Here is a 14,203-nt window from a genome sequence, read left to right as displayed (position 1 = left end):
CGGCGGCTACCGGCCGCCGCGCCGCGGGCGTCCCGCGCCCGCGACCCACAACGTCAGCAGCACCGCACCGGACGGCGCGGAGAAGACCAGGAACCACCACGGGCTCAGGTCGGTCAGCAACGCCAGCACCGAGGTCCCGGCGGCGGCCGCGGCGGTGATGCACAGCCAGATCACCGTCAGGACCCGCATCGCGACGCCCCCGGCCGTCGCGGAGAACACCACACCGTCGCGCCGGGACGGGGCCGAGGAGGCGGGCAGGTCCCGGGTGACCCGGCCCAGGTCGCCGCGGGTGCGCATCCGCCAGACCTCGGTCAGGCGCTCGTCGTACTCGGCGAGGTCGAGGTAGCCCTCGGCGTGGGCGGCGCGCAGCCGGTCGGCGACGGCCTGGCGTTCGGCGTCGGAGATACGGATCTGCTCGGGTCCCACCACCTCGTCCACCTCCTCGATGATGCCTGTCCGCGCCCGGTCCGTGCCACGATCGCCGGTGTGGCGACGCGGGTGGTCCCGGCTCGGGCGCGGTTCGCGGCCGCCGTCGTCGGGGCGCGGCCCGGCACCCGTGTGCTGGAGGTGGGCTGCGGACCGGGGGCGGTGGCGTCGTTGGTCTGCCCGCGGCTCGACCCGGTCGCGGGCGGCGGGATGCTCGCGGTGGACCGCTCGGCCGTCGCCGTCGCGCGGACCGCCGAACGCTGCGCGGCCTTCGTCGACGCCGGCGTGCTCACCGTCGTGCGGTCCGACCTGGCCGGGCTGCGGATCGAGGACGGCACGGTCGACGTCGCGCTCACGGTGAACGTGAACCTGTTCTGGACCCGTGACCCCGGCCCCGAGCTGGAGGTGCTGCGCGCGCTGCTCGCTCCGGGAGGGGTGCTGCACGTGCTCTACGAGGGCGCTCCGCCCGCGGCCGTCGCAGCGGGGCTGCGCCGGCACGGATGGGACACGGTTCCGGTGTCCGGCGACGGCGGGGCCGGGGTGACGGGCCGGCCGGCCTGAAACCGGGCCGGTGCCCGGCGGGACCGCCCCGCCGGGCACCGTGTCACGTGGGTCGGCTCACTCGCAGGCGATGCCGTCGCCGTCGCGGTCGAGGCCCGAGCGGTAGCCCGGGTCGCCGCTGCTCAGCGGGGCCGCCCCGGCGGCGCGGGCCGCGGCGCAGTTCTTGTAGTAGGCCGAGCCGCCGCCGGACGAGCCGGAGGACGACGAGCCGGAGGAGACCAGGGGCTGCGGCGCGGCCGGGACGTAGGGCCGGTCGACGTCGGTGTCGGCGACCAGCGGCGCAGCCGGCGGGGCGGACTCGGCGACCGGGGCGCTCTGCGGCACGACGACCGGAGCGGGCGGGACGGGCGGGGCGGCGGCCTCGCCGATCGTGATCGGGTCACCGGCGGAGGCGAGCGCCGCGGGGCCGGGCAGCTGGGTGGTGACGGTCCCGGCGGCGACCCCGGCGACCGAGCCGGTCGACGGGCCGAGGACGACCTGGGTGAACCCGGCGGCACGGAGCGTGTCCCGCGCCTGCACGTCGGTCATCCCGACGACGTTGGGCACCGTCAGCAGCACCGGCGCCGCCGGGGCGGCGGGAGCGGCCGGGGCCGCCGCGAGCGGTCGCACCGGAGCGGTGGCCGCGCCGACGATCCCGATGACGGTCATGAGCACGCAGAGCGCGGTGGCCGTCCAGCCGAGCACGATCCCGACCGTCGAGCGGCCCGGCGTCGACGCCCCGCCGGCCCGGAACCGGGCGCGGCCGGCGTGCGACAGCAGTGCGGCGGGCACCGTGACCAGCAGGCCGAACACCGGCACGAACCCGACCACCATGCCCAGCACCGACAGCCAGAAGCCCGCGGTCGCGGGGGTGTTCCCGCGGTGCGCCGGAACCGGCTCGGCGACGGTGGTCCAGGGCTGGGTGGCGGTCATGGAAGGTCCTCTCGACGTGGCCCGTCCGGAGCTGTCAGTGCTCCGACGAACGGCCTATCGAGAGGTGTGACGCGGCCATTACCGCCTGTCATCAGCGTTGATGACGGCGCCGACCACGCCGGGTCAGGGCGTGAGCACGAGCTTCCCGACCGCGGAGCGCTCGGCGTACGCGCGGGTCGCGGTCGCCGCGTCGGCCAGGGGCAGGGTCCGCGGGCGGGCCGGGTTCAGCTCCCCGGCACCGATCCGGCGCAGCACGTCCTCGGCCAGGTCCCGCGACGCGGCGGGGTCGGTGCGCGACCAGTCGCCCCAGTCGACGCCGACGACGGTCCGGTTCCGCAGCAGCACGACGTTCGCGGGCAGCTTCGGGATCGCGCCGGAGGTGAAGCCCAGCACGCAGAACCGGCCGCCGGAGCCCAGCGCCCGCAGCGCGGCCTCCGCGGCGTCGCCGCCGACCGGGTCGATCACGACGTCCGCGCCCCCGCCGGTGTGTTCGCGGATCGTGTCCTTGAGGGCGTCGTAGCCGACGGCGGCCTCGGCCCCGGCGGCGAGCGCGGCCGCGCGCTTGTCCGGTGTGGACGCGACGGCGAGCACCCGCGCCCCGGCGGCGCGGGCGTGGTCCACCGCGGCCTGCCCGATCCCCCCGCTCGCCCCGAGCACGACGACCCACTCGCCCGGGCGGACGGTGACCCGGTCCCGGAAGGCGAAGGCGATCGTCCCGTGGCTCTCCATCGAGCTGGCCGCGACGCCCGCGTCGACCCCGTCGGGCACCGGGACCAGGCGGTCCTCCGGGACGACGACGTGGCTGGCGAACCCGCCGAAGCTCGTGAGCAGGGCGGCGACCCGCCTGCCGTCCGGGGTCGTCCCGGCGACCGCGGTGCCGGGTGTGAACGGCAGCGGCGGTCGCAGCTGGTAGCCGCCGCGGGCGATCAGCCCGTCGACGAAGCTGACCGCGGCGGCCTCGACGGCGACGAGCACCGCACCCGGTCCCGGCTCCGGGGCCGGCTCCTCCACCAGCTCGAACCGCTCCGGATCGGCGAACTCCCGGCAGACCACCCGTCGCACCACGCCTCCTCGCGTCGCCCACTGCGTCCGTGGGCGAGCCTCGCACGCGGGTGCCCGGCGGTGATCGTCGGTGTGGCCGCGGTCATGAACCGCGCCGCGCCGGGTCGACCGGCGGCCTTCGTGATCCACTGTCGCCCGGGGCCCGGCCTTCCTCCCACCGGGCCCGCCGAGGGAGGAGCATGGTGGGCGTGTCGTCCGACCGCACGGAACCCGGGGCCGCGGACGACCTCCGGTCCGACGGCCGCAGTACGCGCTGGGACGCGCACCGCGCGCGCCGTCGGGAACAGGTGGTCGACGCGGCGCTGGCCGTGCTGGGCCGCGACGGGCAGGACTTCGGCCTGGACCAGGTGGCGCACGAGGCCGGCGTGACCAAGCCGGTGATCTACCGGCACTTCGGCGACCGGGCCGCGCTGCTCGACGCGATGGCCGAGCGGGCGACCGACCGCCTGATGGAACGGCTCATGCCCGCCATCTACCGGGAGAGCGCGGCGTGGACGCGCATCCACGACTCGATCGACGCGGTCATGGGCTTCCTCGACGACTCGCCGGGCGTCGACCTGCTGTTCCGCCGCCGCCTCCCCGGCCAGCGGGGCGAGGTCGTCGACGCGGGCCGGGAGTTCATCGCGTCCGCGCTGACCGGCCTGCTCGGGTCCTACGCCGAGATGCTCGACGTCCACGAGCCCGATCTGGTCCGGGTGTGGTCGCAGTCGATGGTCGGTGCGGTGCAGGCGACCGCGGAGTGGTGGCTGCGTGGCCGGACGACCGGGGACGCGCCGGGCCGCGACGTCGTCACCCTCCACCTGACGGACCTGATCTGGGCGCAGATCGAGGGCATGGCCCGGCGGCGGGGGTTGACTCTGAGTCCCGAATCACTACTCCCCGTGAGGGTTGAGCCGAAATAGGCGTTACTCCGCGTATAGGGTACCGTCGCGAGCCGGTCGTCCCGGCAGGTCTCGGACCCTCGTGGCGACCGCCGGATGTATCTGCGCACGGGCCCCGTCGCCGGGGAACTCCGGGCGCGCAGTCGTGCGGAGGGGGAGCCATGTCCGAGGGGGCGAACGGCGGGGGTCGGCCGGGTCCGAAACCGGTGCCGGTCGACGATCTGGCACCGGGTGGGCCGCGGGCGAAGGCCCAGGGCTGCCTGTGTTCGGTGCTCGCGAACGCGGCGTTCCGGGCCGGGGCCGAGAGCAGGCCCTGCATCGATCCGCGCTGCCCGATGCACGCCGACCCGTCCGAGGACTGAATCCCGCCACGGTGGGGCGCCTCCGGCGCTCCGCCCTTCCGGGCAGGGCGGGGTGCACCTCGGGGGATGTGTCCCCGCCCTGCCGCTTCCCATCCGCAGGAGACGATCGTGTTCGACCTGGAGCGCGTGACCGCCGAGCTGCACCGTGAGCTCGGGGCGGTCCGCGAGGAGCGCCCCGGTGTCCGGCACGCCGGGCTCGTCACCCAGCTGCGCCTGGCGGGGGAGGTCGGCGTCCGCGACGGCAGGACGACGATCCACGCCGAGTTCGACGCCCCGGCCCCCGCGCTGCGCATGCGCTCCGAGCTCGGGGCGCTGCACGGTCGCGGCGGGCTGCGGGCCGAGGTCGTGACCGGCGGCGGCGCGACCCTGCGCTACCAGGTGCGGGTCACGGCGCCAGGGACCGACCTGGCCCGGGCGACGGGTCTGGTCGACCGGACCGGACGGCCGGTGCTCGGGCTGCCACCCGCCGTCGTCGCGGCGGGGCCCGCCGTGGCCGCCGGGGTCTGGCGTGGGGCGCTGATCGCGCGGGGCCGGGTCGTGCGGCCGGCCGGGCGGGTCCGCCTGGTCGTCACCTGCCCGGGCCCGGCCGTCGTGCTCGCCCTGGTCGGGGCGGCCCGCGGGCTCGGGGTGCTGGCCGCGCCGCAGGAGACGGTGAGCGAGCACCGCGTCGTCGTGCGGGACCCGGAGAGCGCCGAGGCCCTGCTGCGCAGTGTCGGCGCGCCGGGCGTGGCCGAGGTGCTGAGCCGGGTCCCGGTCGCCCCGCGGGGCGCGACCACCGCGGACGGGTCGCTGCAGACGGTGAACGCCCGCCGGGCCGCGACGGCCGCCGCCGCGACGACCGAGCGGGTCCGGGTGGCGCTGCGCGCGCTCGGCGACGACGTCGCCCCCCATCTGCGGGAGACCGCGCTGCTGCGTCTGGAGCACCCGTCGCTGTCGCTGGCGGAGCTCGGCCGTCTCGCCGACCCGCCGCTGACGAAGGACACCGTCGCCGGGCGGCTGCGCAGGCTGGTACGGCTCTCCGGTGTGGCCGGACCCGACGACGACTGAGTCCCGCCGCCACGATCCGCCCCTCCGGCGTACTCGGGGTACGGTGTGGACTCAAGCATTCGCCGCCTTAATTCGTCGAAATCGGGAGGTTGCTTTTCCATGCCTCGGTCCGACTCAGCCACCAAGAATCCAGAAAAGGGATACGTCGCACTTCTCGGGTGGAGCCTCAATGCGGTGGAGGCGATCGACCGCTTCGACCGCCGGTATGTCGTCGTCGCCCCGGACTGGGCCGAGGAATACTGCAAGGAACACGAGATCCCGTACGTCCCGTGGAACTTCGAGCGGCTGAACGACCGCTCGATGGAGATCGCGGAGACCTTGCAGGAGATGGGCGTCGACGTCGCCATCCCGCTGTTCGAGGAAACCGTGGAATGGGCCGGCGCGATCAATTCCGTGCTGCTCGACAACCCGCGGCTGTTCGGGCAGGCGATGCTGCTCCGGGACAAGGCGCTGATGAAGCGTCGCGCACAGCTCGGCGGAATCCGGGTGGGCATCTTCGAGGAGGCCCACGACCGTGACGACATCGTCCGTTTCCTCAAGCGCGTCAACCAGACCCTGCTGAAGCTCGACGGTGACCCGAACGACCCGATCCACATCAAGGCGTTCGACAAGGCGGGCTGCCTCGGGCACCGCGTGGTGCGCACCTATGAGGACATCGACAACATCCCGGACGAGGAGTTCCCGCTCCTGATGGAGTCCCACCTCGACGGGTGGGAGTTCGCCGTCGAGGCGTGGGTGCACAACGGGAAGATCAAGTTCCTCAACATCTCCGAGTACGTCACCCTCGGTTACTCGGTGTTCGTGCCGGCGACCCCGGAGCTGGAGAAGTACCGGCCCGCGATCACCGCGCAGATCGAGAAGCTGATCAAGACCTTCGACATCGAGTTCGGCTTCGTCCACCCGGAGTACTTCGTCACCTCCGACGGCGAGATGTACTTCGGCGAGGTCGCCTACCGGCCGCCGGGCTTCAAGGTCTTCGAGCTGCTGGAGCGCTCCTACGGCTTCAACGCCTACCAGGGCCTCGTGCTGGCGTTCGACCCGAAGACCACCGAGGAGGAGATCGACGCCTTCTTCCCGAAGGAGGTCGAGGGGGCTTCCGGCGTGGCCGGCTGCTTCGGGGTCTACCCGCGCCGCCGCGTCGTCAGCAGCCTGCGGATCCCCGAGGAGACCGAGGACGACGACTACTACGAGTCGCACGACCTCACGTCGCCGGTGGAGGAGACCGTGACGAAGAGGACCGCGTTCGGCACGCACTGGGGTCTGCTCTACTTCTTCGGGGACGACCCCTACCGGATGCGCGATCTGTTGAAGAAGCAGGAAGAACTCGACTTCTACGTCTGAGGGCGGGTACCCGCCCACGGCCGTGGAGCCCGAACGAGGGAAGCCGTGTGAAACCGACCGTCGACGTCGCGAGTGGGACCTCGGTGCTGGACAGGCGCCTGGTCTCGCTCGACGACGCCACCCGGGACCTGGCCCGGACCCCGGACTTCGGTAAGACGACGAAGATCCGCAGGGTTCTGGAGCAGCTCCGCCGCGTCCTGCTGCAGGACGGGGGCCCCGCCGCCGTGCAGGCCCGCGCCCGGGACCTGGAGGAGGCCGGCGTGTTCGCCGGCACCGACTGGGCCCAGCCGGACATCCTGGTCCCGGCGTTCGTCGGGGCGGGGCTGCACAGCGGCGCCGCCGACACGGTGGTGATGGAGGCGACCAGCGAGCTGCGGATGCTCGCGGTCGCCCTCGGGGAGTACGACCACCCCGCGATCGCGGCCGACGAGGCCCGTCAGTTCCTGTCCCAGGTGCTGGCGATGAACCTCGAGCTGCTGTTCACACCGCCGACCGAGGCGGAGCGGGTCCACGAGGGCCGGACGGCCCAGATGATCCGCGACCTGTTCCGCCACATCGCCGAGGGCATCGGCTACGACAGCGTCCTCGACAAGCTGGTCGACGAGATCTGGCGGATCCTGCGCCAGCGCCCGATCCAGGTCGACCAGGTGTCGTCGCTGATCACCCGGCTGTCGGTGTGGCGCGGCGACCCGAGCGTCGACCTGTCCTCCGGGCAGGGACTCGACCGGCTGATCACCGCGTTGTTCGGGACCACCGAGGCGAGCCGCGAGGACCCGGGGATCGACGTCTTCCGCTCCCGGCTGGAGGCGATGGACACCGGAGGCCTGCAGTACGAGGCCGCCGGGTTCGCCCGGGCCATGCACGACACCGGGCTCGTGTCGCCGTACCACGCGGAGCTGCTGCAGTTCCTGCGCCACGAGAGCGACTACCTGCTCGCCGAGGCGCTCGGGCTGTCCGACACCGGCAAGAACTGCCTGCTGCGCTTCCGGGACCTGGTGCACCGGCTGATCGAGGAGGCCGTCACCCCGCACACCGCGCAGTGCATCTACGGCCTGGCGCTGCTGCTCGACCGCGGCATCCTCTACGAGCCGCCGGTCGTGCCCGGGCTGTGGCGCCAGATCGCGCTGGAGATCGGCCCGGCCGCCCGGCAGCGCCTGGTCGCCGCGTTCGGCGAGCAGCCCGAGCCCGAGGTGCGGCTGCTGGCCGGCGTGCTGTCGATGCTGGGCCAGCCGCTCGGCGTCGGGCAGGGCGACAACCCCACCTGCCAGTCCGCGCGCGCCTTGTCGATGTGGGCCTACAACGACCCGGACTACCTGTTGCAGATGGTCGTCTGGGCGGCCCGCGACGACGAGATCGTCATGCACTTCGAGGGACAGCGGATCTCGTCGAAGGAGAGCGGAGCCGGGGTCGCGGAGAAGTTGCCGATCGACCTCGACCCGGTGTCGCTGGTCGTCGTCCCGCACCTGGACCGGATCTACGCCGAGATGGGCCGCCGCTGCTCCGACCGGCCCGGGGACCCGCACCGCTGGGTCAACCCGGAGTTCCACGGCTGGTGGGCGGCGCGCGGCTTCCACATCAACGTCGACGTCGGGACCGGCAACCTCACCGACCTCGACGCCTTCCTGCGCCAGTTCCACGCCGGCTACCACCCCGGGTACAACGGCGGCCAGCCGCTGATCCACCCGCAGCCCGCGGGCATCGCGGTCACCGACAGCGCCGCCCGCTACGTCGGCTGGCACGCCATCGCGATCCTGCGGGTCGCGCCGGACCCGAACGACGTGATGCGGGTGTACTTCTACAACCCGAACAACGACAGCGGGCAGGACTGGGGCGACGGCGTCGTCGTCTCGACGGCGGGCAACGGGGAACGCTTCGGCGAGGCGTCGCTGCCGTTCGACCAGTTCGCGTCGCGGCTCTACATCTTCCACGGCGACCCGCTGGAACACGGGGAGCCCGAGCGCGTGCCCGCGGAGGACATCGCCACGATCGTCGGCTACATCGAACGCAGCTGGGGGGCCGACCGGCTCCCCGCCGGTGCGGCGCTGCAGGCCTCCGACGGCCCGGCCCCCACCGGCTGACCCCGCCCGTGGGTCGGGTCGCGGTGCCGACCGCGCTCGGTGCGGCCGGGTCCGTCCTGCTCACCGGCGGGGCCTGGGCGGTGGTCCGCTGGCCCGGCTCGACGGTCGCGCTCGGCGCCGCCGTCGCCGGGGCCGGGCTCGTCGTCGTCGCCTGGCTGCTGCTGGTGCGCGCACCGGTGGTCCCGGCGCAGGCGGTGCGGGCGCTGCTCGCTTGGGCCACGCCACTGCTCGTCGCACCACCGCTGTTCTCCCGCGACGTGTACAGCTACCTCGCCCAGGGGATGGTCGCGCTCGGCGGCGCCGACCCGCACCGGACCGGTCCGGCGGCCGGGCTGCCCGCCGGGTCGCCCGTCCTCGCGCGGGTCGACGGCTACTGGCGGGAGACGCCGTCGCCGTACGGTCCGGTGACCGACCTGTGGCAGAAGGCGGTCGCCGCCGTCGCCGGGGACGGGGTGGTCGCCGGGGTGGCGGCGTACCGGCTGCTCGCGGTCGTCGCGGTGGTGGGGATCGGGTGGGCGCTGGTCCGCCTGGCCCGTGCCCACGGGATCCCACCGGGGACGGCGCTGGCGTGGGGGGTCGCGAACCCGCTGGTGCTCTGGCACGTCGTCGGCGGGATGCACAACGACGGCCCGATGCTCGCGCTGCTGCTCGTGGGCCTCGCCGTCGGGCTGCGCGGGCCGCGGGCGGCGCTCGCCGCGGGCGCCGCGCTCGTCGCGCTGGGGGCGTTGGTGAAGGCCCCCGCGGCGGCCGGGCTCGTGGTCCTGGCGGTCGCCGCGGCCCGGTCCGCGCCCGGCCGTACCCACCGGTGGGGGGCGGTCGCACTGGTCGCGGGGGTGGCCGCGGCGGCGGCGCTCGCGGTGTCGGCCGTCGACGCCGGCGGGGGGAGCTGGCTCGGCGCGGTGTCCGCGCCCGGGCAGCTGTTCAGCTGGATGGCGCCCACCAACTGGGTCGCGGCGCTCGCGGGCGTGCTCGGCGCCGACCCGGCCACGGCACTGACGGCGACGCGGACCGCCGGGACGGTGCTCGCCGCGCTGCTCGCCGCCGGGGTGCTCGTCGCGCAGGCCCGCGGCCGGACCGGTGCGACGACGGCGCTCGGCCTGGTGCTCGGCGCCGTCGTCGTGCTCGGGCCGGTGCTGCACCCGTGGTACCTGCTGTGGGCCCTGACCCCGCTGGCCTGCGTGCCGCTCCCGCCGCGGCCGCGGGCGGCGCTGACGGGCGTCGTGGCGCTGTTCGCGGTGCTCGTGCCGCCACTCGCGGGGGACTTCTCCGGGCGGCCGATGCAGCTCGTCGCCGCCTACGCGGGCGCGCTGCTCGTCGTCGCGGTGGTGGGGGCGGTCGCCGCCCGGACCCGCGCGCGGGCCCGCGCCGCGGCCGGATCATGCTGACCGTGTGGTGAAGGCACTCGCGCTGCGGATCGCGGCGGTCGTCGTCGGCGGGGTGCTGCTGCACCTGGCGTTCCCGCCGCGCACCGTGTGGTGGACCGCGATCGTGGCGTTCGCGCTGCTCTGGTGGGCACTGTCCGGGGTCCGGGTGCGCCGCGCCGCGCTGCTCGGGGCGCTGTTCGGGTTCGCCTTCTACCTGGCGCACCTGATGTGGATCCAGGACTTCCTCGGCCGCGACTACGGCCCGTTCCCCTGGGTGGGGCTGTCGCTGGTGATGGCGGGGTTCCCGGCGCTCGGCGGCGCGCTCGTCGCCCTCGCCGCCCGGCTGCCCGCCGCACCGGTGTGGGGTGCGCTCGCGTTCACCGCGCAGGAGTGGCTGCAGAGCCGGTTCCCCCTCAACGGCTTCCCCTGGGGCCGGGTCGCGTTCGGGCAGGTCGACGGGCCGTTCCTGCCGCTGGCCGCGATCGGTGGGGCCCCGCTGGTGTCGGTCGCGGTGGTCGCGGCCGGGTTCTGCGTGGCGGCGTTCCTGCAGCGTCCCCGCCGGGTCGTCGGCCTCGTCCCGGTCGTGGCGGTCGTGCTCGTGCTGCTCGCGGTGCCGACCCCGCCCGTCGACGCGCAGGACGGCACCCGCACCGTCGCGGTCGTGCAGGGCGACGCCCCCGACATCGGGCTCGGCCTGTTCAACGCCGGTCGGACCCTGCGCGCGAACAGCCTCGCCGAGACCTCCGTGCTGATCGACCGGGTCCGGTCCGGCGCGGTCCCGCGGCCCGACCTCGTCGTGTGGCCGGAGAGCTCGCTGTCGACCGACGGCGTCGACCCGGCGGTCGACCGGGTCGTCGACGCGCTCGGCGTGCCGTTCCTGATCGGTACCAACTACGAGGCGAGCGCGACCGACACCGAGAACGCGGTGGCCGTCTGGAACCCGGGGACCGCGGTGGGGGAGCGCTACGCCAAGCAGGAGCTCGTGCCGTTCGGCGAGCGCATCCCGCTGCGGGCGGTCACGCAGTACCTGACCCCGTTCGTCGCGCTGGCCGACTTCACCCCCGGTACGGCGCCCGCGGTGCTGCCCGTCGCGGGCACCCGGGTCGCGACGGCGATCTGCTACGAGACCGCCTACGACCACGTGCTGCGCGACGGCGTCGCCGACGGCGGTTCGCTGCTGGTCATCCCGACGAACAACGCCTGGTACGGGCGGAGCGAGATGACCTGGCAGCACCTCGCGATGTCGCGGCTGCGGGCCGTCGAGCACGGGCGGGCCGCGGTCGTCGCGGCACTGTCCGGGGCGAGCGCGGTGATCCGGCCCGACGGCTCCGTCGTCGCCGAGACCGGGCTGTACACCGCGGACACCCTGGTCGAGCAGGTGCCGCTGCGCACCGGCCTGACGTTCGCGACCCGCTGGGGGGCGTGGTTCGAGCACGGTCTGGCGCTCGCCGGGCTGCTCGCGGCGGCCGCCGGGTTCGGATGGCGACGCCTGCAGGCGGGCGTCCGGTGACCGCGGCGGCGGGCCCGGCGCGGCTGTGGGTGGGGCCCTGCTGGGCCGTCCACCTGGGGCCGATGCTCGGACTCGACGCCCACCGGGGTGCGGTGGCGTGCCTCGCGGTCGGTGTCGACGACGACCTGACCGTGCGGGTCGACGGCGCCCCGGACCGCACGGCGCGGACACTGCTGGTCCCGGCCGGACTGCGCCACCGGATCACCGGCGGCGCGCACCGGGCGGCCTTCGTGTTCCTCGAGCCCGGTCGCGGGCCCGCCGGGATCGTGACCGGGCACCCGGCCGAGCCCGACCTCGTCGCCTGCGCGGTCGACGGCGACGGGCCGGGGCTGCGGCGGATCCTGGTCGACAGCGGTACGGCGCCGGACGCCCGCGCCGAGCCCGACGCCCGCATCGCGCGGGCGATCGCGGCCCTGCACCGGCCCGGCGGCCCGGACCTGCCGACCGGTGACCTCGCGGCGGCGGCCGGGCTGTCGCCGGGCCACTTCGCGCGCCTGTTCACCCGGCAGACGGGGGCCGGTCTGCGGGCCTACCGCAGGTGGGCGCGGATGCGGATCGTCGCGGGCGTCGTGCGCGACGGCGGGGACCTCACCCGGGCCGCGGCCGACGCCGGTTTCGCGACGCCGTCGCACCTCGGGCTGGCGTTCCGCCGGATGTTCGGCCTGCCGCCCGGACGGCTCTTCCGGTCGGGGCTCGACATCCGGGTCGTGCCCGGTCAGGTCGCGGCGACGACGACCAGCGCCCCGGCCGTGACCGTCTCGGCCAGGCCGTAGAACCAGATCGGGTAGAACGCGGTGGGCCGGTCGACCAGCCGGGACAGCACGCGTCCGACGGCCATCCCGCCGAGCGCGAAGGCGACGGTGAGCACCACACCGATGCGGAGCCCGGGGACGGCGAGGGCCAGCCCGAGCACGGCCGCGATCGCCAGGCCGAACCCGCCGTAGACGGCGCGCACCTCCGACCTGCTCTCCGGGCCGTCGGCCACCAGCCCGAACGGCCGGACCAGCGCGGCCGGCGCGGCCAGCGCGTACCCGCCCATGAGCAGGAAGAAGATGCCGACCACGACGATGATCACGATCATCGCTCCTCCGTCTCGGTGCTCCTCCGGCGTCGGCCGGAGGCTTGTCAGGACGTGGGCGAGCCTGCCGGGAACGGGAGCGGTCCGCCGTCACGGATCTGCGCGATCCGGGGCGGGGCCGGGTCAGCCGGTGAGGGCGCGGCGCATGACCACCCGCGGGAACCCACCGGACACCCCGGTGGTCTCCGCGGCGAACGTGAACCCGCCCGCCTCGAACAACGCGCGGGTGCCGACGTAGGCCATCGTCAGGTCGACCCGGGCGCCCCGGTTGTCCACCGGGTAGCCCTCGACGGCCGGCGCCCCCTGGTCCCGGGCGTACGCGACGGCTCCGGCGAGCAGGGCACGCGCGATGCCGCGGCCCCGGTGCCCGGCGCGCACCCGGAAGCACCACACCGACCAGACCGGGAGGTCGTCGACGTGCGGGATGGTGCGGGAGCGGGCGAACGGCAGCTCTGCGCGCGGGGCGACGGCGGCCCAGCCGACGGGTTCGCCGTCGTCGTGGGCGACGACGCCGGGGGCGACCGCGCGGGTCGTCAGCTCTCGGACGTACTCGCCCCGGGCCCGGCCGGTCAGGGCGCGGTGCGTCGCCGCGGGCAGGCGGTGCGAGAGACACCAGCAGACCGATGCGTCGGGGTCGCGCTTCGGGCCCAGCAGGGTCGCGAGGTCCTCGAACGAGGTGGCCGGACCGACGACGAGGGGCACCGGCGCAGGCTAGTCGGGGAACGCCTCGGCGAGCATCCGGTGTCCGTGGGCCTCGAACGGCCCGTCGCCGACCTTCAGGGCCCAGGTCGCGGTGCCGACGGCCTCGGCGATCCACTCCCGGCGCCACGGGCCGGGCTCGCGCGGGTCGCCGCCGTAGCCGTCGTGGTGGGCGGTCTCCAGCGCCGGGTCCCACCGGAACTGGCGGGCGGCCAGACGCACCAGGTCGGTGGGCGCCGGGCGCAGCGCCGCCCGGCCCAGGTCGATCACGGCGACGGCCCCGTCGTGCACCAGCCAGTTGCGTGGGTGCCAGTCGCCGTGGGTCGGGACGAGCCGGGCCGGCGGGGTCGGCCAGCCGGCCACCTCCGCCCGCAGCCGCGCGAGCAGCCCGGGGGCGATGCGGTGCGGACGCCCGAGCCTGGTCAGGACGGTGTCGCGCAGCCGGGCGCCGTACCCCTCGTCGACGACGGCGGGCCGGTCGTGCAGCAGCGCCAGCAGCTCCCCGGCCCCGCGGTAGGTCGAGGGCTCGTGCTCGGCGGGCGTGTCCTGCACCAGGGTCCCGGGCAGGTAGCGGGTGACCAGCAGCTTCGCGTCGGCGTCGGCGTGGCGGAGCTCCGGCGCGCGACCCCGGGTGACGAGCGGGGCCAGCCACTCGCGGTGGGCGCGCAGCTCGCGGGCGATGTGGGTGTCGGCGTCGTCGCCGGCCTTCACGATGAGGTCGGCGCCGTCGTGACGGACCCGCAGCACGGTGGTCCCGACCAGACCCCAGCCGTGGTCGGCGACGACCTCGTGCCCGGGCAGCCGGCTCTCGAGCAGCGCGGCCTGGCGGGCGGACAGCGGCACGCCGCCACGGTAGCGGCCCCGGAGACGCCGATGGCGGCA

At 75.2% G+C, this 14,203-nt stretch carries 15 protein-coding genes; 9 read left to right on the top strand and 6 right to left on the bottom strand.

What is annotated here, in order from left to right; genetic code table 11:
• Positions 1–6: 6 nt before the first annotated feature.
• Positions 7–438: a DUF1707 domain-containing protein gene (locus tag KPL60_RS02340; RefSeq protein ID WP_226364732.1), complete on the bottom strand. Its 432-nt coding sequence runs from the start codon at positions 436–438 to the stop codon at positions 7–9.
• Between the two features lie 48 nt (positions 439–486).
• Between KPL60_RS02340 and KPL60_RS02335 the strand changes: the two genes are divergently transcribed.
• Entirely contained in the window at positions 487–987 is a 501-nt protein-coding gene (locus tag KPL60_RS02335; protein ID WP_226354783.1) for a bifunctional 2-polyprenyl-6-hydroxyphenol methylase/3-demethylubiquinol 3-O-methyltransferase UbiG, read from the top strand.
• Between the two features lie 57 nt (positions 988–1,044).
• On the opposite strand, the gene KPL60_RS02330 is transcribed toward KPL60_RS02335, so the two are convergent.
• Both KPL60_RS02330 and KPL60_RS02325 read right to left on the bottom strand, forming a co-directional pair.
• On the bottom strand, positions 1,045–1,899 hold the full coding sequence (locus KPL60_RS02330) for an excalibur calcium-binding domain-containing protein (RefSeq protein WP_226364731.1): 855 nt from the start codon (positions 1,897–1,899) through the stop codon (positions 1,045–1,047).
• Between the two features lie 123 nt (positions 1,900–2,022).
• The gene (locus KPL60_RS02325) at positions 2,023–2,961 is read right to left on the bottom strand and encodes an NADPH:quinone oxidoreductase family protein (protein WP_226354785.1); all 939 of its coding nucleotides are present in this window, start codon (positions 2,959–2,961) and stop codon (positions 2,023–2,025) included.
• Positions 2,962–3,149: 188 nt separating this feature from the next.
• On the opposite strand from KPL60_RS02325, the gene KPL60_RS02320 reads away from it, so the two are divergent.
• The 8 genes from KPL60_RS02320 (at position 3,150) to KPL60_RS02285 (ending at position 12,317) form a co-directional block, all read left to right on the top strand.
• The gene (locus KPL60_RS02320; protein WP_226364730.1) at positions 3,150–3,863 is read left to right on the top strand and encodes a TetR/AcrR family transcriptional regulator; all 714 of its coding nucleotides are present in this window, start codon (positions 3,150–3,152) and stop codon (positions 3,861–3,863) included.
• Between the two features lie 185 nt (positions 3,864–4,048).
• A complete protein-coding gene (locus KPL60_RS02315; RefSeq protein WP_226354787.1) occupies positions 4,049–4,204 on the top strand; it encodes a hypothetical protein in 156 nt (51 codons plus the stop codon).
• A 108-nt stretch (positions 4,205–4,312) separates the two neighbouring features.
• On the top strand, positions 4,313–5,251 hold the full coding sequence (whiA, locus tag KPL60_RS02310; RefSeq protein ID WP_226354788.1) for a DNA-binding protein WhiA: 939 nt from the start codon (positions 4,313–4,315) through the stop codon (positions 5,249–5,251).
• A gap of 99 nt (positions 5,252–5,350) precedes the next feature.
• Positions 5,351–6,592: an acetyl-CoA carboxylase biotin carboxylase subunit family protein gene (locus KPL60_RS02305; protein WP_062399604.1), complete on the top strand. Its 1,242-nt coding sequence runs from the start codon at positions 5,351–5,353 to the stop codon at positions 6,590–6,592.
• Positions 6,593–6,639: 47 nt separating this feature from the next.
• Positions 6,640–8,670 (top strand): hypothetical protein, encoded by a 2,031-nt coding sequence (locus tag KPL60_RS02300; protein ID WP_226364729.1) that lies wholly within the window; start codon positions 6,640–6,642, stop codon positions 8,668–8,670.
• A gap of 8 nt (positions 8,671–8,678) precedes the next feature.
• Positions 8,679–10,055 carry a polyprenol phosphomannose-dependent alpha 1,6 mannosyltransferase MptB gene (gene mptB, locus KPL60_RS02295; RefSeq protein WP_226364728.1) on the top strand — a complete coding sequence of 459 codons (1,377 nt, stop codon included), beginning with the start codon at positions 8,679–8,681 and terminating at the stop codon, positions 10,053–10,055.
• A gap of 4 nt (positions 10,056–10,059) precedes the next feature.
• Positions 10,060–11,544 (top strand): apolipoprotein N-acyltransferase, encoded by a 1,485-nt coding sequence (lnt, locus tag KPL60_RS02290; protein ID WP_226364727.1) that lies wholly within the window; start codon positions 10,060–10,062, stop codon positions 11,542–11,544.
• A complete protein-coding gene (locus KPL60_RS02285; RefSeq protein ID WP_226364726.1) occupies positions 11,541–12,317 on the top strand; it encodes a helix-turn-helix domain-containing protein in 777 nt (258 codons plus the stop codon). The genes lnt and KPL60_RS02285 overlap by 4 nt, the downstream gene beginning before the upstream one ends.
• Here KPL60_RS02285 and KPL60_RS02280 read toward each other — a convergent pair.
• From KPL60_RS02280 to KPL60_RS02270, 3 genes are all read right to left on the bottom strand, one after another.
• A complete protein-coding gene (locus KPL60_RS02280; RefSeq protein WP_226364725.1) occupies positions 12,260–12,625 on the bottom strand; it encodes a DUF4345 family protein in 366 nt (121 codons plus the stop codon). The two genes, KPL60_RS02285 and KPL60_RS02280, sit on opposite strands and share 58 nt — an antisense overlap.
• A 120-nt stretch (positions 12,626–12,745) precedes the next feature.
• Complete coding sequence (locus KPL60_RS02275) at positions 12,746–13,324, bottom strand: GNAT family N-acetyltransferase (RefSeq protein ID WP_226364724.1); 579 nt, start codon at positions 13,322–13,324, stop codon at positions 12,746–12,748.
• A gap of 9 nt (positions 13,325–13,333) precedes the next feature.
• Positions 13,334–14,164: a phosphotransferase gene (locus KPL60_RS02270; RefSeq protein ID WP_226364723.1), complete on the bottom strand. Its 831-nt coding sequence runs from the start codon at positions 14,162–14,164 to the stop codon at positions 13,334–13,336.
• Positions 14,165–14,203: the final 39 nt, after the last annotated feature.

Origin of the sequence: Pseudonocardia sp. ICBG162, assembly GCF_020496225.1 — a bacterium.
Classification (GTDB): domain Bacteria; phylum Actinomycetota; class Actinomycetes; order Mycobacteriales; family Pseudonocardiaceae; genus Pseudonocardia; species Pseudonocardia alni.
The sequence above is the reverse complement of the archived record's forward strand: the minus strand, read 5'-3'. Positions and strand labels throughout refer to the sequence as shown.